At 65.9% G+C, this 21,723-nt stretch carries 17 protein-coding genes; 3 read left to right on the top strand and 14 right to left on the bottom strand.

What is annotated here, in order from left to right:
• Positions 1-81: 81 nt before the first annotated feature.
• From OU995_RS06325 to OU995_RS06315, 3 genes are all read right to left on the bottom strand, one after another.
• Complete coding sequence (locus OU995_RS06325) at positions 82-2,616, bottom strand: DUF3772 domain-containing protein (RefSeq protein ID WP_267834692.1); 2,535 nt, start codon at positions 2,614-2,616, stop codon at positions 82-84.
• A gap of 151 nt (positions 2,617-2,767) precedes the next feature.
• Positions 2,768-3,034, bottom strand: coding sequence for a hypothetical protein (locus OU995_RS06320; RefSeq protein ID WP_267834691.1), 267 nt, complete (start codon positions 3,032-3,034; stop codon positions 2,768-2,770).
• 280 nt (positions 3,035-3,314) lie between these two features.
• On the bottom strand, positions 3,315-3,494 hold the full coding sequence (locus OU995_RS06315; protein WP_267834690.1) for a hypothetical protein: 180 nt from the start codon (positions 3,492-3,494) through the stop codon (positions 3,315-3,317).
• Positions 3,495-4,090: 596 nt separating this feature from the next.
• Between OU995_RS06315 and uvrA the strand changes: the two genes are divergently transcribed.
• A complete protein-coding gene (gene uvrA, locus OU995_RS06310) occupies positions 4,091-6,967 on the top strand; it encodes an excinuclease ABC subunit UvrA (protein WP_267836193.1) in 2,877 nt (958 codons plus the stop codon).
• Positions 6,968-6,972: 5 nt separating this feature from the next.
• On the opposite strand, the gene OU995_RS06305 is transcribed toward uvrA, so the two are convergent.
• Positions 6,973-7,746: an MHFG family PEP-CTERM protein gene (locus OU995_RS06305; RefSeq protein WP_267834689.1), complete on the bottom strand. Its 774-nt coding sequence runs from the start codon at positions 7,744-7,746 to the stop codon at positions 6,973-6,975.
• A gap of 325 nt (positions 7,747-8,071) precedes the next feature.
• Here OU995_RS06305 and OU995_RS06300 point away from each other — a divergent pair, with 325 nt between their 5' ends.
• Entirely contained in the window at positions 8,072-8,449 is a 378-nt protein-coding gene (locus tag OU995_RS06300) for a response regulator (protein ID WP_267834688.1), read from the top strand.
• 111 nt (positions 8,450-8,560) lie between these two features.
• On the opposite strand, the gene OU995_RS06295 is transcribed toward OU995_RS06300, so the two are convergent.
• The 9 genes from OU995_RS06295 to OU995_RS06255 all read right to left on the bottom strand — a co-directional run bounded on the left by OU995_RS06295 (position 8,561) and on the right by OU995_RS06255 (position 18,829).
• Positions 8,561-9,004: an SWIB/MDM2 domain-containing protein gene (locus tag OU995_RS06295; RefSeq protein WP_267834687.1), complete on the bottom strand. Its 444-nt coding sequence runs from the start codon at positions 9,002-9,004 to the stop codon at positions 8,561-8,563.
• Positions 9,005-9,231: 227 nt separating this feature from the next.
• Complete coding sequence (locus OU995_RS06290; protein WP_267834686.1) at positions 9,232-10,746, bottom strand: sulfite reductase subunit alpha; 1,515 nt, start codon at positions 10,744-10,746, stop codon at positions 9,232-9,234.
• A gap of 13 nt (positions 10,747-10,759) precedes the next feature.
• Positions 10,760-11,869, bottom strand: coding sequence for an FAD:protein FMN transferase (locus OU995_RS06285; protein ID WP_267834685.1), 1,110 nt, complete (start codon positions 11,867-11,869; stop codon positions 10,760-10,762).
• Positions 11,870-11,878: 9 nt separating this feature from the next.
• Complete coding sequence (locus tag OU995_RS06280; protein WP_267834684.1) at positions 11,879-12,778, bottom strand: DUF4198 domain-containing protein; 900 nt, start codon at positions 12,776-12,778, stop codon at positions 11,879-11,881.
• 21 nt (positions 12,779-12,799) lie between these two features.
• Positions 12,800-13,336, bottom strand: a complete 537-nt coding sequence (locus OU995_RS06275; RefSeq protein WP_267834683.1) for a DUF2271 domain-containing protein — start codon at positions 13,334-13,336, stop codon at positions 12,800-12,802.
• A 137-nt stretch (positions 13,337-13,473) separates the two neighbouring features.
• The gene (locus tag OU995_RS06270; RefSeq protein ID WP_420714876.1) at positions 13,474-14,214 is read right to left on the bottom strand and encodes a PepSY-associated TM helix domain-containing protein; all 741 of its coding nucleotides are present in this window, start codon (positions 14,212-14,214) and stop codon (positions 13,474-13,476) included.
• A 131-nt stretch (positions 14,215-14,345) separates the two neighbouring features.
• On the bottom strand, positions 14,346-15,026 hold the full coding sequence (locus tag OU995_RS06265; RefSeq protein WP_267834681.1) for a Fe2+-dependent dioxygenase: 681 nt from the start codon (positions 15,024-15,026) through the stop codon (positions 14,346-14,348).
• 82 nt (positions 15,027-15,108) lie between these two features.
• The gene (locus tag OU995_RS06260; protein WP_267834680.1) at positions 15,109-17,364 is read right to left on the bottom strand and encodes a TonB-dependent siderophore receptor; all 2,256 of its coding nucleotides are present in this window, start codon (positions 17,362-17,364) and stop codon (positions 15,109-15,111) included.
• Between the two features lie 484 nt (positions 17,365-17,848).
• Positions 17,849-18,829, bottom strand: coding sequence for a TerC family protein (locus OU995_RS06255; RefSeq protein WP_267834679.1), 981 nt, complete (start codon positions 18,827-18,829; stop codon positions 17,849-17,851).
• 308 nt (positions 18,830-19,137) lie between these two features.
• On the opposite strand from OU995_RS06255, the gene OU995_RS06250 reads away from it, so the two are divergent.
• Complete coding sequence (locus OU995_RS06250; protein WP_267834678.1) at positions 19,138-19,494, top strand: phage holin family protein; 357 nt, start codon at positions 19,138-19,140, stop codon at positions 19,492-19,494.
• Between the two features lie 501 nt (positions 19,495-19,995).
• Here OU995_RS06250 and OU995_RS06245 read toward each other — a convergent pair.
• Positions 19,996-21,576, bottom strand: a complete 1,581-nt coding sequence (locus OU995_RS06245) for a M48 family metalloprotease (RefSeq protein WP_267834677.1) — start codon at positions 21,574-21,576, stop codon at positions 19,996-19,998.
• Positions 21,577-21,723 lie beyond the last annotated feature (147 nt).

Genomic DNA, 21,723 nt, shown 5'->3' with positions numbered 1-21,723 from the left:
GTCCTGCGCGGTCCCCGGGGTACTCCTGGGGTGCTCCGGGGCTGCTCCGAGGATCAGGGGCCCCTCCTTGCCGATGGCGGCTCAGCTTGCCGGGTCAGGCGCCTCCTGAGCCGGCACCGACGTTTGACCCGCCAGCAGGCCGGCCAGGCGCAGGCGGTTGAGCACATCAAACAGCAGGTCGCTTTTCACGCCATAAGCCGCGCGCGGGGAATCCACAAATCCGCTGGCATTCAGAACCAGCTGGGTGCCGGCGGCATCAATGCCATCCATCTGCACATTGGGCGCCGGTGAGCTCAGCACACTGGGATGCGCCCGGAAGGCTTCCAGAATGAGCGCCCGCGCTCGCGTGGTGTCGGTCGCCAGCGGCATCGGCAGCTTGAACTGCACCATGCCCAGCGACTCCCCATAAGTGACGTTGCGGACAATCTTGGTGATGAATTCCGAATTCGGGACGATGACGGTGGAGCGGTCACCCATCTGGATTTCGGTGGCCCGCACATTGATGCGGCGGATGTCTCCCTCCACGCCGGACAGCGCCACCCAATCCCCCACCTTGACCGGCCGCTCTGCCAGCAAAATCAAGCCGGACACAAAGTTCTGCACCACCGCCTGCAGGCCAAAACCGATGCCGACCGACAGCGCACTCGCCACCCAGGCCACCCGTTCCAGCCCCACCCCCACCGCCGACATGGCGGCTGCAATCACCGCCACCATGCCCACATAACCGAAGAGGGTGGTGACCGACATCCGCATGCCACCGTCCATGCGGGTGGTGGGCATGTAGCGGTCGGACAACCACTGCTTGAGCAGCCGCACCGCCAGCAGGCCCAGCACCAGCACCAGCAGGCCTTGCAACAGGGCCATCGGCCTGAGGCTCAACTCGCCGATGGACAGGCCTTCCTGCACCCGGCCGGCACGGGCAAACAGCTCCAGTGGGCCCTCGCCGAAGGGCGCCAGCAGCAGCACCAGGGCAAACAGCCCCACCAGCACGCGGGTGACCCCGGACAGCAGCACGGCGGCCTGGGCCCGGGTGCGGGCGGCGGTGGTGGTCACGGATGCGGCGGCGGAGGCGGGCGCCGATCCGCCTGAAGCTGGCGCGGTCGAGTCGTGGCCGGATGCGCCGGCTTCCGCCGCCCACAGGCTGCGCTTGAGCAGCCACATGCAGAGATCGTCAACGACGGCGGCGATCAGGTAGGCAGCGCTGAGCACGATCAAGCCCCACACCAGCTGATTCACCACAAAACTGCCCAGGCCAACAAAACCGATCAGCAGCGCCACCAGCGCACCGGCCAACACCACCCAGAGGGCGGAGCGCAACAGCGACAGCCACAGCGGCAAACTCGGCGGTGGCTCGGAGGGCGAGTAGGAGGCCCCCTCCTTGCCGCGCTGCTCCCGGGCTTCCTCCCTGGTTTCCTCCCTGGTTTCCTCCCGGGCCTCGGCCGCGTCCACGCCCTTGCGCTGCGCCCGCCAGAGCGCCGCCGACAGCACCAGGATGAACAGCAGGGCGGAACCTGCGCTCACCGTCCCCAGCATGACGTCACTGGCCTGCAGGGCTGTCGCCAGGCGGATGGAGATCCAGCTCAAAACCACCGACAGGGCAAAGGTGGACGGAAACCAAGCCAGCCGCGCGGTGGTGGTGTCCGGAATCGGGGGCAGCCGCCAGGACGGCTTGCGTGGCATCAGCAGTGCAACGGCCAGCCCATACACAAAGGCGCCGAACCAGACGATGGCCTCGGCATGGTGCAGCCAGCTGTCCAGCCGTGCGGTGGAGGTGTCCTCCAGGCTTAGGACCAGCACCGCCGCGTGGCCGATCAGCCCCGGCGTCAGCGTGCGGGTCAGCAGCACCCCGCAGGCATAGAGGGAGCGCCTCAGCCGCCCCGGCGCCACACGGTGGGAGCTCAGATAGGCCACCCCGCGCTGCAATCCCACATGCAACAGCAGCAACACCACCACCGCAGCGGCCAGGCCCCACCATTGGCCGGGGGACACGCCTCGTAGCCGCTGCGCCATCTCGCCGCCGAATTCCTGGAGACGACGCAGATCCTGGGGGCCATCACGCGCCAGGGTGCGCCAGAAATGCACCCCGGCCAGGGCATCGACCCGCTCGCCCAGGCGGGCCCCCAGTTGCGACCGGCGGTTGTCCAGCGCGGTGGCAGCAGCCTGCTCCGCCTCCACCGCCATGAGCCGCGCCAGCTTGATCTGCGAATCCAGCTTGGACACGGCGGCCATCAGCTCGGCCCGTTGCTTGGCCACGTCGGCGGATTCCTTGACCCCATCCGCCGGCTTGCCAAGCTGGGCCAGGCGGGCCTGCACGTCCTCCAGTTCAGGGGTCAGCGCCGCAGCGGCCTCCTGCGCCTGGGTCTGGGCCGACAGCGCCCGCTTGCGGAGCTGCAGCGTGCCGGCTTCATCCAGGTTGTCGTCCTGGGTGGCACGTACCGCGTCCATGTCCTTGCGGGCGGCTTCAAGCAGCTGGGCGGGGTCCGGTGGTGCGTTGTCGGGTGTCTGGGCCTGCAGGCGGGGCGTTGCTCCCAGCAGGGTGGCCAGGAGCGTCAGCAGCAGCAGGGTACGTAGCGGCGCCAGCAAGCGGCTGCAGCGGCGGGTGGCAGAAGGCATCATGGGCCGATTGTGGCGTCCGGGCGATGGGATGTCGGTGCGGACCCAGACGGACATCACTCGTGAAGACGAGGCCCAAAAAGCAGAACGCCCGGCGCAGGCCAGGCGTTCTTGCAAGCGCCGAAGCGCTTCTGAGGCAGCCAACCGCTGAAGTTCAGCAGAGCTGCGTGGAGCAGGCCACCGGGTTGGCGGCCAGGGTGGCCTCGCGGCTGGGCTGGCTGGCCCGGCTGCCGGTGATGTAGACGGTGGGCAGTTGCTTCACGTCCATGCGGTCAGCGCGCTTGCCGGTGATGTAGACCGGCTCCAGCTTGATGACCGAGGCCAGACGGGCCTGCTCGTTCTGATGGTGATGGATGCTCAGCGTGAGGGCCAGTGTGGCGCCGAGACCGAATGCAAAAGCCTTGAAACTGGTGGTGCTCATGATGTTCTCCGTTGGGTGGGCTGCGTCAGTGATCACAGTGTCGGCAACGCCCGCCGGTCTTTCCAGGCGCTCGCGATGAATGCGCAGACTTGCGGCGTGAATTGCATTCGGCAGCGACGAACGTCGGTGGATGGAAGCGTCGCGGAACGGCGGCTGAGCGGAGGCCTGCGGACGAAAAAAAGCCCGCTGGAAGCGGGCGTTCTGGAGCGGGCATTCGGAGGCGGACAGCGGGAACGGACAGCGGGCCCCGGCTCGGGTGCCCGAGGGAGCGCCTGGGGCCTCAGCCGCGCGGTTTGCTCGCCTGCTCGGCCTGCGGTCCGGGCACCGTCTGGCTGGCCCACTGGGCGGGCACCGGCATGCGGTGCAGGGAGTCCGTCTTGTCCGCCAGCCAGATTGCAATGACGGCGGCGCTGGCCACGGCGGCCAGGGCGGTGAAAAAAGTCTTGGTGATGTCGCTCATGGTGGCTCTCCCTGCTGTGATGTTGGATTCGCCGACCGCCCTCAGGCAATGCGTCATGCGCAATGCCGGAGGCGCCAGCGAATGGAGTGATCGGTGCTGTCGGTATCGATCTGGGGGCCCATGTGGAAGCTCCCAGTCGCCGCAGACCCTCCCAGACATGTCAGGGGGCAACGGCGTCATCTGGACTGTGCGCGCCCGGGCGGGGGATCTCCATACCCAAGCGATGAACTGCGGACCGGACGCGATGAGCTGCCGATCCGCCGCCTGACTGAAGATTAGAGGCTCAGGCGCCTCACCACCCTCCCCCTTTGTGGGGGCCGCGGCGTGCCATTGGAGAGACCTGGGTGGCGCCCGCAGTGGCGCAGGCCGTGACCCGCCATGGGCGCGGGAGCAGTCCTGGGCCTATCATGGCGAGTTCGCCTACTGCAGTGTCCAGGCCCATGTCCACCAATGTTTCGCCCACCCCCACCGTGACGTCCGATGTTGCCGATGCCCTGGAGCAACGGGGACCGACGCTGCCCGGGCCTGCGGCGACGGACCCCCGGGGGAGTGGTGTCCACGCGAGCCGCACTGCCACCCCGGTGGCCGACATCCCGATGATCCGGGTGCGCGGCGCCCGCACCCACAATCTCAAGAACATCGACGTTGACCTGCCCCGCAACAAGCTGGTGGTGATCACCGGCCTGTCCGGTTCCGGCAAATCGAGCCTGGCGTTTGACACGCTGTATGCCGAAGGTCAGCGTCGGTATGTGGAAAGCCTGTCGGCCTACGCGCGGCAGTTCCTGCAATTGATGGACAAGCCGGAGGTGGATGTCATCGAGGGGCTCTCCCCCGCCATCTCCATCGAGCAGAAAGCCACCAGCCACAACCCGCGGTCCACCGTGGGCACGGTGACCGAGATCCACGATTACCTGCGGCTGCTGTATGCCCGCGCCGGCACGCCGTTCTGCCCCGACCATCACCTGCCGCTGGAGGCCCAAAGCGTGGGCCAGATGGTGGATGCCGTGCTGGCCATGCCGGATGAATCTCGCCTGATGCTGCTGGCGCCAGTGGTGCGTGACCGCAAGGGCGAATTTGTCGAACTGTTCCAGGACCTGCAGGCGCAGGGGTATGTGCGCTTCCGCGTGGACGGTCAGACCGTGGAAGTGCCGGACCTGCCGGCGCTGAAGAAAGCGGAAAAGCACGACATCGACGTGGTGGTCGACCGCATCAAGCTGCGCCACGACAGCGCCGACAGCCTGCGCCAGCGCCTGGCGGAAAGCTTCGAAGCGGCCCTGCGGCTGGCCGATGGCCGTGCGCTGGTGCTCAACATGGACACCGAGGCCGAGGCCATCTATTCCAGCAAGTTCGCATGCCCGATCTGCAGCTATTCGCTGCCGGAACTGGAGCCGCGACTGTTCTCCTTCAACTCGCCGGTGGGCGCCTGCCCGTCCTGCGAAGGCCTGGGCCAGGTCACCGTCTTCGACCCGGAGCGCGTGGTGGCCTTCCCGTCGTTGAGCATGGCCAGCGGCGCGGTGAAAGGCTGGGACCGCCGCAATGCCTACACCTTCTCCATGCTGGAATCGGTGGCCAAGCATTACGACTTCGACATCGAGCAGCCGTTCGAAGAACTCCCCGCGCTCGCGCAGCAGGTGCTGCTGCAGGGGTCGGGCGAAGACGAGATCACCTTTGTCTATCAGGCAGAGGGTGCCAATGGACGCAAACGAAGCGTCAAGCGGGCGCATCCGTTCGAGGGCATCCTGCCGACCCTGCAACGGCGTTTCAAGGAAACCGATTCCGCCACGGTGCGCGAGGAGCTGGCCCGCTACCAGAGCGCCAAACCCTGCCCGCATTGCGAAGGCTCCCGCCTGCGGCGCGAAGCGCGCAACGTGCTGCTGCAGCCCGCCGATGCCCCTGACGGCGTGCGCGGAAAACCGATCTACGAGGTGGAACACGCCACCCTGCGGGAAGCGCTGGCGTATTTTGAGCAGTTGCGGCTCAAAGGTGCCAAGGCCGAAATCGCCGACAAGGTGATCCGGGAAATCGCCTCCCGCCTGCGCTTCCTCAACGACGTTGGCTTGAACTATCTGAGCCTGGACCGCAGCGCCGACACCTTGTCCGGCGGGGAAGCCCAGCGCATCCGGCTGGCGTCGCAGATCGGCTCAGGGCTGACCGGTGTGATGTACGTGCTGGATGAGCCCAGCATCGGTCTGCATCAGCGCGACAACGACCGGTTGATCGCCACCCTGCGCCGCCTGCGCGACCTGGGCAACAGCGTGCTGGTGGTGGAGCACGATGAAGACGCCATCCGTGCGGCGGACCATGTGCTGGACCTGGGGCCGGGTGCCGGTGTGCATGGCGGCCGCATCATGGCCCAGGGCACCCCGGAGGAGGTGGCGGCCAATGCAGCCTCTTCGACCGGTCGTTACCTGAGCGGCCTGGAGCGCATCGAGGTGCCGCGCAAGCGCCACACCCTGGCGGACATGCCGGAAGCCCGCACCCTGAAGATCGTGAATGCCACCGGCAACAACCTCAAGGGCGTGTCGGTGGAGATTCCGGTGGGCCTGCTGACCTGCGTCACCGGCGTGTCGGGGTCGGGCAAGAGCACGCTGGTGAACGATACGCTGTATGCCGCCGTCTCCCGCAAGCTCTACCAAAGCCATCAGGAGCCGGCCCCGCATGACGAGATCGAGGGTATGGATGCTTTCGACAAGGTCATCAATGTGGACCAGTCCCCGATCGGACGCACACCACGCTCCAACCCGGCCACCTACACCGGCCTGTTCACACCGATCCGCGAACTGTTCGCCGAGATGCCCACCGCCCGTGAGCGGGGTTATGGCGCCGGGCGCTTCAGCTTCAACGTGGCAGGCGGGCGCTGCGAGTCCTGCCAGGGTGACGGCGTGCTGAAGGTGGAAATGCATTTCCTGCCCGATGTCTACGTGCCCTGCGACACCTGCGGCGGCAAGCGCTACAACCGGGAAACGCTGGAAGTGCTCTACAAGGGCAAGAACATCTCGGAAGTGCTGGGGCTGACGGTGGAAGATGCGCTGGCGTTCTTCAACGCGGTACCGACACTGGCGCGCAAGCTGCAGACGCTGATGGACGTGGGCCTGGGTTATGTGAAGCTGGGCCAGAGCGCCACCACGCTCAGCGGCGGTGAAGCACAGCGGGTGAAGCTGGCGCTGGAGCTGTCCAAGCGAGACACCGGCCGCACGCTCTACATCCTGGATGAGCCCACGACCGGGCTGCATTTCGCCGACATCGCACTGCTGCTCAAGGTGCTGCATCAGCTGCGGGATGCGGGCAACACCATCGTCATCATCGAGCACAACCTGGACGTCATCAAGACGGCGGATTGGCTGATCGACATGGGACCCGAGGGCGGTTCAGGGGGGGGCCTGATGCTGGTGGCCGGCACGCCGGAAGCGGTGGCGGCCTGTGAGGGCAGCCACACCGGCCGTTATCTGAAGCCGCTGCTGGCGCGCGGCTGAGACCCTCAGCGCGGGCGCTGTTGCTGCAGCCGGCCCCGCTGGCCGATGACCAGGGCCAGCAGACCCAGCGCCCACAGCGCCCAGGTGCTGGGCTCCGGCACCGCCGGGATGGGGGCCGGGTCCACCTCGGACGTTGAGGTGTTGGGCGGCAGGATGACCAGGCCGGGGCCTGGGGACGGCGGACTGATGCTGCCCCCCCCCACCGGGACGCTGGTCGCCGAGGCTGTCGGCAGCGAGGAAGCCCGGGCGAAGCTGCCCGCGTCGCCATTGCCGGCCCCACCGCCTTCCACTTGCGGGACACCGGCGGCCGGCGGATCGAACATCAGCGGGGTGGTGTCTTCTTCGGTGGTCGGGCCCGGCGCCCCTGCGGCCTTGAGCGCGCCCCGCGTGATGCGGCTGACATTGCGGCAGACGGTCGGCACCAGCACGCATTGGCCATCCTCACAATAGACAAGGCCCCGCTCCAGCGTCGTGTCCTTCCACTTCGCCCGCGACACGGTCTGGCAGACCTGGCCGGTGCCGAAGTGCATGTCGCGGATCTGCGCACCGTAGTCATAACGTCCGACGATTTCATCGCGCCGGATATCCACGATCTCGTCGTAACGGCGCTCCTGCATGCGCGCCTTGAGCTTGGCGCGGGTGGCCGCCGGAATATCCTTGTAGCGATCCACGGCCGCCACCAGGTCTCCCATGAAGGGATTCGCGCCCGGGCGGTCCCAGGAACATTGCGGCAACGTCAGGCTCGACGCAGCCAAGGCGATGGTGGCTACCAGCGACATGGATCTTCTTGTGAGGCGGCTCGATCAGGGTCAGACCTTGCCCGGACGCACCGTATCAAGTTGTTTCGGTGCGCTGTTGCAGTGTATGAAGACGCTCTGTTGCTGTGCGTTGGCGAACCCCTCATGCAAGGGTGTTCAAGTCGGGGAATTCGTCACACTTGCATCACCTATCGCACCAGTGGTAGTGGAGCGAAGGTCGCCCGGTGTGTCCCATCATCCGCACAGGCGCGTTTGCGCACATCCAGTCCTGGCGTTGTCGTGAGGGACAACACGGACTGGGGCGGGATTTCACTGGTATCGTGATGCCGAGATGTTTCCCGCTGCCATGTCCGACGCACCTGCCACCCGCCACGTCCTGTATGTTGAGGACGACCGCATCAACATCGTGCTGATGGAGGAGGTGTTCCGCCTGATGCCTGGATGGACCCTTCACGTCGCAGAGACGGGGGGCCAGGCGATGGAGATGCTGCCGGCCATCATGCCGACGCTGGTGCTGATGGACATGAATCTGCCGGACATGAACGGCCTGCAGTTGATCGGTCTGCTGAAGGCAGACGCCCGACTGGCCGGCCTGCGTTGCGTGGCCCTCTCGGCCGACGTGATGGACGACCAGCGCCAGCGGGCACGTGCAGCCGGCTTCCAGGACTACTGGCTCAAGCCCATTGATGTGCGCCAGCTGCGACTGGCGCTGGAGCGGATGTAGGCGGCCCGCAGCCAAGACGTGCGCCCTGCCGGGCGCACCATTAAAAAAGCCCGCTGACGCGGGCTTTGTTCTAAATACAGCAAAGGCCCCCATGGCGGGAGCCTCCAGGCTTCAGTCCTTGAGATGACTGTTGATCAGCTTGGTCATCTCGAACATGTCGGCCTTCGCTTTGCCAAAGACTTCCTTCAGCTTCGCATCCGCATTGATGACGCGCTTCTGTGCTTCGTCCTGCAGCTTGTTCTTCTTGATGTATTCCCAGACCTTCTTGATCACGTCGGTCCGCGGCAGCGGCTTGTCTCCGACGATCCCGGCCAGCGCGGGGCTGGGGGTCAGGGCCTTCATGAAGGCTGCATTGGGCGTGCGCTTCTTCGCGGGTGCGGCTGCCTTCTTTGCAGGAGCGGCGGCCTTCTTTGCAGGGGCCGCCTTCTTGGCGGGGGCTGCTGCCTTCTTGGCGGGCGCAGCCTTCTTCGCAGGAGCGGCCGCCTTCTTTGCAGGTGCCGCCTTCTTGGCCGGTGCTGCCTTCTTGGCGGGCGCGGCCTTCTTCGCAGTTGCCATTTCGATTCTCTCCATCAAGGGTTGTTGATGTGCCGGGCCCTGGTGAAGGTCTGACGCCTTCGGTACTCGTTAGCACCCTGCGCGGGCAATGGTACTGCGGGCCTATCTCATTGAGAAGGCTTTACTGGAGAGAAAACGGCCTCGAAGTCAACGCCAGACCCCCTGTTTGTCGCGGTCTCGCATCATTTGGTGGCTGCGCATCGCCCTTGGAGGTCGATCAGCAGCGATCAATAGACGTCGCGCCGATAACGTCCCTGCTGGATGAGGGCATCCATCTGAGGGTCTCCGAGCGCGTCGCGCAGCACCGCATCAACCGCGCCGGCCATGCCTTGAAGACTGCCGCAGACATAGAGCGCAGCCCCGTCCGCCACCCAGCTCCGCAGGCGCTGCGGCTGCTGGGCCAGCAAGTGCTGGACGTGGATGCGCTCGGGCTGGTCGCGTGAAAACGCCAGGTCCACATGCTGCAGCACACCGGTCTGCAACCAGGCCTGGATCTCCTCGCGGTAGTGGGCATCGTGCGCGGACTGACGTTCCCCGAACAGCAGCCAGGCGCCTGCGGACGGCCGGCGTTCCGCACGCGCCTGAAGATGCGCGCGCAGGCCGGCCAGGCCGGTGCCATTGCCGATGAGGATGAGCGGGCGGTCGTGGTTGTCGCCGATGCGAAAGCTCGGATGCGGGCGCAGCCGCAGCGACACGTGGCCGCCGATGGGCAAGTGGTCCGTCAGCAATCCGGAGGCCCGGCCCAGGCGGCCATCGTCGCGACGTGTCTGGCGCACCATCAGTTCGACCCGTCCGCTGCGGGACAGGGAAGCGATGGTGTATTCCCGGGGGCGGGTGCGGTCGGTGTCGGCGGGGTCGTCACCCTCGTCATCGCCGACGTCGGGATTCTCGGCTCCAGTACCCGGCCGTGGCGAGGCGTGCGCGGGGTCTTCGGACGCCGTGAGTGAATGGACGAGTGGGGGGACGAGTGAAGGAACCACGGGCAGCACCTGCACCAGATCACCCGCCTCCCAGGACGGCAGCGGCACCCCCTCGGGGGGCAGCAGGGACAGATGGAACACCGGTCCCCCCTGGCTGCCAGGATTGAGATGCCGACGCTCCACCAGCCGCCAGGTCTGGAAAACGGGCCCGGCCGCCTCCGAAAAATCCGGCAGGTCGGCCGTACCCGCGACATGGCTCAGCCGTTGCTGCCACAAGGCAATGGCGGCGGGATCCTCGCGATCCACTTCGATGCGCTCGAACAGCGGCTGTGCGCCGCAACTCATCAGCCAGGCCGCCACGGCGCGGCCAAAACCGCAGTAATGCGCGTAGGTCCGGTCGCCCAGGGCCATCACCCCCACCTGCAGATGTTGCAGGTCCAACGGCGTCTCGGCAGCCATCAGATCCCGTGCAAACGGTGCCGCACTGTCGGGAGCATCACCTTCGCCATAGGTGCTGGCAATCACCAGCGCGTGCCGCGCATCCAGCAGGTCCTGTCGGCTGACCTGGCCCAGCGCACACACCCGTACGGGCATGCCGGCCAGATGCAGGAACTTCCCGGTCTGCCAGGCGAGTGCTTCGGCCTGGCCGGTCTGGCTGGCGTGCAGCACCAGCACCGGAGGGCCCGCTTCTGCCGCCGGCAGCAACGCCGCTGCTTCCGCCTCGGCGGCCCGTTGCAGCCGCCGGTGCCGCCACCACACCGCCGCACAGAGGATCAGATAAAGAAGGACAAACAGCAGCGCAAGCGCCGGGCGGGACCACATCACGGCAAAACCATCAGATCAGGAGCGCTTGCAGCGCAGAGGACAAGTGCTCGTCGAACCCGCCGGACGGGCAGCGCGCCACCAGCCGGGCGGCCAGCCCGTGTTGCTCGGCCAGCTTCAGGCCTTCGTCCGGGCCCAGCACCATCAATGCGGTGGACCAGCCGTCGGCCCACATCGCGCTGGTGTGGATCACCGTCACCGACGCCAGGCCATGCTCAATCGGACGGCGCTGACGTGGATCCACGGTGTGAGAACGGTGTTGCCCCGCGCCGTCAACGTACGCCTTGCGGTAGTCGCCGGAGGTGGCCACGGACAAGCCATGCAGGGCCACCCGCATCGGCGCAAGCCCGAAATCGGACTGGGGGGGCTCCAGGTCCACCCACCAGGGCTGGCCATCCGGCTTCAGACCGGCGCCGCGCAACTCACCGCCCACCTCCACCAGATGATGCGGCAGGCCGATCGACGTCAGCAGTTGGCTGATGCGGTCCACCGCATCCCCCTTGGCAATGGCGGACAGATCCAGCGTGGCGGCCCCAGGTTGGGTCAGGACACGCTGGGCCGCATCCCATTCAAGCGCCTGCCAGCCGCAATGCGCGCGGGCGCACTCGTCACCGGATGGCGTACGGAAGTTCGGATCTTCATGGCGCGGCCATCGCGCGGCACCACCGGCCGACACCGGCAAGCCGCTGGCGCCGAATCCCCACATCGCCACCAGTTCCCCGGCGGTCGGGTCGTAAGCGCCACCGCTGTGCACGGCGATCTGAAGGGCCGCCTCCAGCACCCGAGCGAAACCCTCGGGCAGGACATGCCGGGACCGGGGCTGGGCGCCGTTGAACCGGCTGAGCAGCGAGTCCGGCGTCCATTGGCTCATCTCGCCAATAACCTCGTTGCAGACCCGCACGATGGCAGCGTCAATGGTGGGCAGCCGCAATCCGCTCGGCCCGACGAATGCCGCCGACCAGATGGTGCCCATGGTGGCGCCGGACAAGCGGTGCACCACTTGCCCCAGCGCCGGCGGTTCGCCCTCGATGTGCAGCGGCACCGCCACCCGAGATTCCCGGATGGCGGGCACACGTCGCGGCCCCGACGGGCCGGTCAGCATCGAAGGGGCCGCAGCGCTCACCACAAGCCTTTATTTGGGCAGCACTTCAAAGGTGGCGCTGACGCTGGCGCGTTGCAGCGGCGCCTCGCGCGTTCCCCCTCCGGCTCCACCGGCGCCCGGTCCACCCGGCCCGCCCGGGCCGCCCATCCCGCCAGGCCCGCCCGGTCCACCCTGGGCACCCGTGCTAGCGCCGACCCAGTAACGGCCCGGCTCGCGCCATTCCACCGTGAATTCGCCCTGGGCATCGGTCTTCAGCGACACCTCGCCCAGCTTGTAGCGATAGCGGTTGCCGTCGCGCAGCACCTTCACCGTCACATCAGCGGCCGGCTTGCCATCCAGCAGCAGGCGGAACTTCGTCTTGTCGCCATGGCTGAGGTCGGTGGCCTGACTCAGCGGCAGCAGCTCCAGGCCCTTGCCCTCCGGCGCGAACTGCACCTTGCCGGGTTCGTCCCTGCTGACGAAGGTCTGCTGGCGGTTGGTCATCAGCGTCAGCGAGGTGATCTCGGCATCGGCCGGCACATCCTTGGCCAGGGAGGCCGGCGAGCTGCGGAACCGCTTGGTTTCGCCACCGAGCTTGTAGCTGCCCATCAACGCCTGGCTGACGTTGCTGATGCGATAGGTGCCCTCTTCCGGCAGCTTGACGTCAAAGCTCTCGCGGTGACGGGCGCTGCTGCGGTTTTCCGCCTCCAGCGTCTGGCCGCTCGGGCCGGTGATGCGCAGCGTGTCCAGCTTGAGCGCACGCTCGAAATTGAACAGGTCTTCCGACACGGCCGCATCCACCGACACCACGCCGTCCCGGCCGGTGACGTTGGCGGTGTTGGGCAGCAGCCAGACCATGTGGGCGCTGGCCGAGAGCGGCAGCAGCAGGGCGGTGGCCAGGGCCAGCGGCGACAGGCGGGCCAGAACGGTGGAAGCGGATGTCTTGTTCATGGAAAAGATCCTCATGCAGCTTCAGGGCTTGGCAGTGAATTCGATGGCGCCGAGCTCATGCTCGCCTTGCGCGCTCGCCTTCTGGGCGGACTTGATCGGCCAGCTCAGCGGGAGACGCTGCACTTCACGGCCGCCCGCCTCGCGGCTGGACTCCACAACGATCTCGTACTGACCGGCCGGCAGATTGGCCAGGCTGGGATGGTTGTCCAGGCTGATCACCTGCTCGCCGGGCGCGCGGGTGGCGCCGCTGATGCCGTCGGCCGGCACGGTCAGGCTGCGGCCGCCCTGGCGCCACCACTGGCGCATGTCGCGCAGCCACTTGGTGCCGCCGTTATTGGGCTTCTTGAGGTCATACCAGACCGCCAGTTGCGCGACGGCCGGACCGGATTCACCGGCTTTCTCCAGCCACACGGCCACGTAGGGGCGGTGATATTCCGCGACGTTCAGACGGGGCAGTTCCAGCTTGAGTTGGGCGGTGGCTGCCCAGGCGGACGATCCGGCAGCCAGGGTGCCGAGGACGCCGAGCGCAACGAGGGAGCGACTGGTGGAGGGGTTCATGGTCATCGTTCGTGGTGCTTGATTCAGAAGAGATCTAGGGGCTCTTGCAGGAGGCCTGGCGATGGCTCGGCGGGAACTCGTATTTGTCGTGGATCGGTGTTGCTGGTGTGTGTGTCCGTGTCGCGATCGTGGCGACTTCAATGCATGAACAGCAGGGCCAGCAGCGCAGGAAGGAGGAAGCCCAGCCCGACGATGGGCCAAGTGCTGGGGCGGCTGACCGCATGGAACTTCAGGATCAGCAAGCCGGTGATGGAGAACAGCAGGCAGGCCACCGCGAAGAGGTCGATGAACCAGCTCCAGGCGACGCCGGCATGGCGACCTTTGTGCAGGTCATTGAAGTAGGAGATCCAGCCGCGATCGGTGTCTTCAAATTCCACTTCGCCCGTGGCGCGGTCGATACGGACCCAGGCATCACCGCCGGGGCGGGGCATGGAGAGATAGATCTCGTCGCGGGACCATTCGGCTTCGCGGTCGTCCACCGCCCGGCCCAGGGTCTGGGTCAGCCAGTCGCGCAGGGGCGTCGGCAGGGTGGTTTTGTGGTCCTGAGGTTGGGCCTTGGTGGCGACGGGGGTTGCAGCCCCTTGACTCGCAGCAGCGGCCGGTGTGACCGGCTCGGCCGGAGGGGCTGGCTCCGGCACACGCACCAGGTCCATCAACGCGTCCGGCACCTGCGCCTGCCGGTTCACCACCGTGGGCTTGGACTCGATGCTCGAGGCATGGTTGAGCGTGATGCCAGTGGCCGCGAACAGCAGCATGCCGATCAGGCACAGCGCCGAGCTGATCCAGTGCCATTGATGGAGCGTCTTCAGCCAGGCGGACCGAGCCCCCGAGGCTTTGGCGGACGAAGGCCTGACAACGCTGGTGACGGGCGGCGCAATGGGTGTCGCCGCAGTTGCTGGCGGCACAGTGGGCGGCGGCGGCGATTGCGATGGCGCCGCAGGGGGCGAGGGGGCGGTTTCGGAGAGGACCGCCGGGCCGCCGGCATCGGAAGAAGGCACGTCTTGCGACATCAGGTCTCGGCCCAGAGGCGCAGCAGGTTGTGATAGTGAGCGGTCAGTGTCGTCGTTTCGGCGTTGTCGCCCAGCGTCGCCCGCAGGCGCTGGATGGTCTGGTCCAGCTCGAACAGCATGTGGCGCTGCCAGTCCTGGCGGATCATGCTCTGCGTCCAGAAGAAGGAGCAGACCCGCGCGCCGCGCGTCACCGGCATCACACGATGCAGGCTGGTGCTGGCGTAGACGATCATGTCACCGGCCGGCAGCTTCACTTCGTGCGTGCCATAGGTATCCACCACCTCCAGCTCGCCGCCTTCGTATTCGTCCGGCTCGCAGAGGAAGAGCGTGGTGGAGACGTCGCTGCGCAGCGGCTGCGCCGTGCCCTGCTGGCGCATGATGGCGCCGTCCACATGAAAGCCGTAATGCTCGCCGCCTTCATAGCGGTTGAACAGCGGGGCCAGCGTGCGCAGCGGCAGCGCGGCCGAGATGAACAGCGGGTGCCGGGCCAGCACCTGCTGGATGTGCTCCCCGATCTGGCGCGCCACCGGATGGTCCACCGGCATCTGCCGGTTCTGCTTGACCTTGGCACCCTGCTCGCCCACGGTGGCCCGGCCATCGGTCCAGTCGGCGTCGTCCAGCAGACGGCGCATCTCGCGGACGTCCTGTTTGCTGAGCACTTCGGGGATGTGAAGAAGCATGTCGTTCTCGGGTCTTGAATGGGGCGCAGGCCCGTTCGCCCACACGGGGCAGAACGGGCCTGCATACCCTACACCATGAAGCTTAGAAGCCGACGTTGGCAGTCAGGCTCACGGCGCGCGGGGCTCCCAGGGTCAGGCGGCCGCCGCCATTGTTCAGCGAGGACATGTATTCCTTGTCGAACAGGTTGGTGACGTTCAGCTGCAGGCTGAAATTCTTGTTGATGCGGTAGGCCGCCATGGCGTTGGCAACGGTGTAGGCGGGCAATTCGGGCAGACCGGTGCTGGCTGCTGCCGCCACGGTGATCACACGCTTTTGCTCAGCGGTGTGGCTGACACCTCCGCCCAGCGTGAAGTCACCCCACTGGTAGGACGTCCACAGCGTGGCCGACCATTTCGGGGACCAGCGCACACCGTCCGTCTGAGTCTGAACGCCGGTGGTGCTGTTGACGCTGCGCTGGTTGATCTGCTTGGTGTTCATCGTCTGGAAGCCAGCCGTCACCTGCCAGAAGTTGGTCAGTTGACCCACGGCTGCCAGCTCGATCCCCTGCACGCGGGTCTTGCCGCCCTGCGTTGCAACGTTGGTCACCGAGTCCACACTCACCTGGCCGTCGTTGTCGCTGCGGTAGAGCGCGGCCGTCAGGTTCAGGCGCTTGTGCAGCAGATCCCATTTGGTGCCCAGTTCGTAATTCTGAGCTTCCTGCGGGTCGGAGGCTGTGGCGTTCTGGCCGGTAGCCGCCAGCTGGAAGTTGCTGCCGCCCGGGGGCAGGATCGAGTTGGCTGCGGCAGCATAGACCGTGCCGTTCTCTGCCAGCTTGTACAGCAGCGCGGTGTTCCAGCTGGTCACCCACTTCGAGGTGTTGTAGGCCGCCGTCGCAGTGGCGTACTTGGTGGTGTAGTGGTCGGTGCGCAGGCCCAAAGTGAGCTTCAGGGCCTCGGTCAGAGACACCGTGTCCAGCGCATAAATGGCCTCTGTGGTGGTGCTGCCGGAGGTGTCACCCGCGACGTTGCGGACGGAACCGCCCAGGTCGACATTCGGGTTGGGGTTGTAGAGGTTGGCCGCAGGCGCCGCTGTTGCGGTGAAGGACTTGTTGTCCTGGCTTTCGTAGGTCAGTTCCACCCCGGTGGCCAGATCATGTTTCAGGCCGGCGGTGGAGAAGCTGGTGCTCAGGCTGGTCTGGTTGGTCAGGATCTCGTTGGTCTGATTGACGCGCTGACGAGAGCGGCTGATGGTCCAGGTGCTGCGGTCGGCCGGGTTCACGGCGGTGATGTTGATCACGCCGGTGACCATGCGGTCCATGAAGGTGCGGCCATAACGGGCGATGTTGCGCACGGTGGTGCCGTTGCCCAGGTCCATCTCCAGCTTGGTGGTGACCATGTCGGCCTTCACGTCCTCATAGTCATGGACGCTGCCGTAGTAGTTGCTGCTGTCCACCTTGGGTGCGGCCAGCAGGGCCTCGCGGGCGGCACCCGTGACGGAGGCGGCCAGCGTGTAGCCCGGCCAGCCGATGGAGGGGATGCCACCATCCGGCGTGTTGTTCTGGCGGACGTGCTGCGAATAGAGATAGAAGCGCGTGGGCGTGCCCAGGCCAAAGGCCACCGACGGTGCGAGGCCATAGGTCTTCTTCTTGACGACATCACGCCCCGGAACGCCGAAGTCCTGCCACACACCGTTCAGGCGCACAGCCGTGTTGTCACCCAGTTTCTGGTTGACGTCGAAGGTGGCGCGCTTGCGGTCGGCATCACCAATGGTGGCCGTGCCCTCGATGAAAGAGTCCACCTGCGGCAGCTTGCTGATCAGGTTGATGTAGCCAGCGCTCGCCGCGCGGCCGGTGTCGGCGCCGGCCGGGCCCTTCACCACTTCGATCTGATCGGTGTTGAACACGTCGCGGGTGACGGCACCAAGGTCACGAATGCCATCCACAAAGGTGGACGTGTTGGCCGAGAAGCCGCGCATCTGGAAGGTGTCACCCGCCGACGTGTTGCCGTTCTCACCCAGCTGCATGGTGATGCCGGGGGTGTTCTGCAGCGCGTCCATCAGCGACACGGCGCCCTGTTCGCGCAGCACTTCCTTGCGGATCACCTGGATGGTCTTGGGCGTTTCCAGCAGCGGCTGGGTCAGCTTGGAAGAGGCGCTCTTCTCCACCTTGTAGTCCGATGTCGCAGAGCCATCCACGCGGACGGTGGGCAGGAAGGTGCTGCTGCTGTTGGACGGCGCGGTGTCGGCGGCCGCCGGCGCGGTGGCCGGATCGGCCTGGGCCACCAACGGCAGGGCAAAAGAAGCCGCCAGGGCAGCCAGCGGGGCCACCGCATGCTTGCGGCTCTTGATGTACGTAGCCATGAGAAGAGTGCTCCGAAATCTTGTCGAAATTTGTCGATCGGCTCTGCTGGCTGCGTGTGGTGGCCCGGCCTCGGCGCTCTACAGCGCGCCTGAAGCGAAGGCCCCTCCCTGTGCACGACTGGCTGGCGGCAACTCGATTCCGTCTCCGGAACCGAAGCCGCAGATGCTAATTATTCGCATTTGGGTGTGTCAAAGGCTTCATGCGTTGAAAGGGTCGGGTTCGTGGTGGTGACACCACGAAATCGATAGAAAACAATCAAGAAAATAAAACGGGCACCACTGGGGTGCCCGTTCTGGGAAGTTGAGAGTTGCCGAGGCGGGATGGGGTCCAGGCTGAAATCAGGCCGGGGTACGGGTCCGCATCCAGGTCCGAATACGAGTCCAGATCCAGATCCAGATCCCCATCCCGGCCCTAACCCCGTCTTGGATACAGACCGGGATGCCGCCTATGGAGCAGGTGCCCTGCGGCTGGAGAGCGGCAGCGTCAGCTCAATTGGCTCGGTTCTTCCCGCGCCGGCAGCTTGGGCGCAGTACGCACACTCATGATCATCGTGATGGCCAGGATGCCGATCACGACGCCGAGGGAGAGCAGTACCGGGATCTTGATCACGTCGATCAACATCATCTTCCCGCCGATGAACACCAGCACCACCGCCAGGCCGTAGCTGAGCAGATGGAACTTGGACGCCATGGCCGCCAGCAGGAAGTACATGGCACGCAGGCCCAGGATGGCGAAGATGTTGGAGCTCAGCACGATGAACGGATCCGAGGTGATGGCGAAGATCGCCGGGATGGAGTCCACCGCAAAGATCACATCCGTCATGCCCACCAGGGCAATCACCAGCAGCATGGGCGTCGCGATGCGCTTGCCGTTTTCGATGGTGAAGAACTTTTCTCCGTCGAATTGCTTGCTGACCGGCATCAGCTTGCGCAGCAGTTTGAGCGCCGGGTTGCTTTCCAGGTCCGGTTCCTGACCGGCGGCCCACCACATCTTGATGCCGGTGATCAGCAGGAACGCACCGAACAGATACAGCACCCAGTGGAACTGCGCGATCAACCATCCGCCCACCAGGATCATCACCGTACGCAGCACGATGGCACCGATGATGCCGATCATCAACACCCGCTTCTGATAGGCGCTTGGCACCGAGAAGTAGGTGAAGATCATCAGGAAGACAAAGATGTTGTCGACCGCCAGTGATTTCTCGATGAGATACCCAGTGATGAACTCCAGCGCCTTGGTGTTGGCGAGCTCGGTACTGCCGCTGCCATCCTTGACGGCCCACCACAGCAGGCCCATGAAGGCGACGCTCAGCGCCACCCAGACGATCGACCAGTTGATCGCTTCCTTGACGGAGACATCATGGGCGCCCTGCTTGCGCAGCACCACGAAATCCAGGATGAGCGCCAGCACAACAATGCCAACGAACACCGCCCACAACCAGCTTGGCACCAGGGTGCTCATAAAGACTCCTTGCAAGTAGACGCCCCGCGGGTGAACGGATGGTGCGCCTGAACCGAGACTCATGCCTGCCCCAGAACCTGGTTCCAGGGCAGACGCCAACGGCCGAAAGGTCTTGCAAGGCTGGTCGGCGGATGCGGGCATCCAGCTGCCAGGTGCAGCGTCCGGCTGTCCGAAGACAACGTACTGACGAATCGCTGCCGCGGCAAGGCCGCGTGGCTACTCCCCTTTCGGAAGGTTCGGATTATGCGGATTGATCAAATGATTTCAATTCGGTTTTTTCTACGTTCCGCTCCCGGTATGCTGCGCGTATGAAGACCTTGATCCGTTGGTTGCTGCTGGCTGGCGCCCTGCTGCTGGTGGCTCATCTCTACCCCGGTGTGCAGGTGACCAGTTTCACCACCGCGCTGATTGCAGCGCTGGTGTTGGGGTTGTTCAACACGCTGTTGCGTCCGGTACTGGTGCTGCTGACGCTGCCAGTGACCCTGCTGACGCTAGGCCTGTTCCTGTTCGTGATCAATGCCCTGCTGTTCTGGGCCACGGCCTCGGTGCTGGACGGGTTCACGGTGACCGGATTCCCGGCGGCGCTGATCGGCTCGCTGATCTACAGCCTTTGCGGCATGGCCATTGATGTGCTGATGGAGCGGCTGTTCCCGGATAGCGAATAAAGCTGTTCAGTCTGATCGCGTCTGGTCTGGTCTGGTCGGGTCGGGTCGGGTCGGGTCGGGTCTGGTCTGGTCGGGTCCGCTCAGATCAGTTTTCGTCTGGTTGGGTCATATCAGGTTCGGTCCCGGGCCCGGTCGGGACTGCTGGCGCTGCTGCTGGTTCTGCTGCTGCTGCTGCTGCTGGTTCTGCTGCTGCTGGTTCTGCTGCTGCAGGTGCAGGTGCAGGCGAAGGCGAACGTGCCGGTGCCGGTGCCGGTGCCGGTGGTGGTGGTGGTGGTGGTGCTGTGGCCGTGGCTGTGGCCGTGGCTGTGGCCGTGGCCGTGGCCGTGGCCGTGGCCGTGGCCGTGGCGTCAGAAGCATCACATTCGGCGCCACTTGCCGAGGCAAGTGCTTCAGCCCCCCCTCACAAACGGTGGATGGCACGCGCAACAAGGGCCTGCAGCAGCAATGCTGACAGGCCCTTTGTACTGAATATCTCGGCGGGAAGTCAGTGGAGCGCGGTGGTCACGGCTCAGCGCCGGCCGGCACCCCGCGCGGATACATCTCCGCCAGTATCTGACGGCGCTCATACAGCAAGGTGCGCAGGCGAGCGTCAATCACCGACGCCTCGATCTGATCAGAATCCCGACCGCGCGACTGCCGGTTGGCCGAGCGCAACCGGTCGATGGCACCAACGATGTCCCCGATGGCCGCGCGTGCCTCCCCTTGCGCACGCACCGACCGCAAGGGTTGGTCAAGCTGCTGCCACAGCGGCGCAATCTCCTGCCAACCCAGCGCATCGTTGTTGTTCAGGCTCAGGTAGGTCTGCAAGGAATCCGCCACTTCCCGCTTGATCTCAGGACGGGCGTCGGCCTTGGCCAGTTCGGCCTTCAACATCAACAGGGGGCGGGACCGTTCATCCTTCAATGCGTCCAGGGCCGCGAAGCCGGCTGCCGGTTTACCGCGGGCGAGCTCGAACTCCGCATGCAGATACACCATCATCCGCTTGGCCCCAGGATCGGCACCCAGCATGCCGGCAATGGCGTCGGCGGTTTTCAAGGTGGCCTCGGCCCGTGAAAACTCCCGCAGCTTGATCGACGCCAGCGCGCTGGCGTAACGCGCCGCCAGCTGATCCATCGGTGCGCCCTGACGCGACCCCGCGTCCAACCCCTGCAACTGGCGCCAGGCCTCCGCGCGCTGATCCATCAGCACCTTGGAGCGCGCCGCCATCAGCGCGTGCTCGGTCGTGCCGACCATGCGGGTCTCGCCGGCGGTGCCCAGGCGGGCGCGGGCCTCGCCGATACGCTCACTGGTCAGCGGGTGGCTGCGCAGGTAGGGATAAGCGCCGGAATCCATCAGGTGGTAGGCCTGCTCCATCCGTTCGAACATGCTGGCCATGCCGGCCGGTGCATAGCCGGCCTTCGTCATCACCTGAAAACCGACCCGGTCGGCTTCACGTTCCATGTCGCGGGAGAAGTTCAGTGAGGCCTGCGCCGCAGCGGCCTGGCTGCCCAGCACCGCTGCCTGCACCCCGTCGGTGCTGCGGCTTCGGGCGGCGGCCAGGATGCCCAGGATCATGCCGGCCGTGGCCAGCATGGAATTGCGGGAATCGCCAATGATGCTGCGAGCGATGTGGCGCTGCGTGATGTGCGACAGCTCATGCCCCAGCACCGACGCCAGTTCGTCCCGCGCGCCGGTCATGGCGATCAGGCCCAGATGCACCCCGATGTAGCCACCTGGCAGCGCAAAGGCGTTGACCGACTTGTCGCGCACCAGGAAGACTTCCCAGGCGAAGCGGTCGGCCGTGTCGTCGCTGATATTGCCCAGCTTCTTTGCCGCTGCTACCAGCGGATTGAAGGTGCCCTGCACGTATTCGAGCAGCAGCGGATCGTCGAGGTAGTCCGGGTCCGGGCGGATCTGGCGCATGACCTGATCGCCCAGCTTTTTTTCCGCGCCGATGCTGACGTCGGCCGAGACCGAATCCCCCAGCGCGGGCAGGTTGACCTGGGCCGAGACGGTCTGGCCGAGCAGCGTGACGCTGAGCAAGGCGGCCAGACAACGCCGCGCCGGGCGCACCCATGCGGCCGGGCTGTGCGTGCCTGCCACGCCCGTTCTAGGGACTGCGGCGCCACCGTTGGAGGGGGAACCGATGGAATTCACTCGCTTCAAGGCTTCTCCAAGACCACGATCTATCATGGTGCCATTCTGGTTTCGCGATTGTTGCCCTGCTTCACCTGTTTGCTGTCGATGAAC

It is taken from the genome of Roseateles sp. SL47, assembly GCF_026625885.1.
Taxonomy (GTDB): domain Bacteria; phylum Pseudomonadota; class Gammaproteobacteria; order Burkholderiales; family Burkholderiaceae_C; genus Roseateles.
This window is presented reverse-complemented; position numbering and strand designations above follow the sequence as displayed.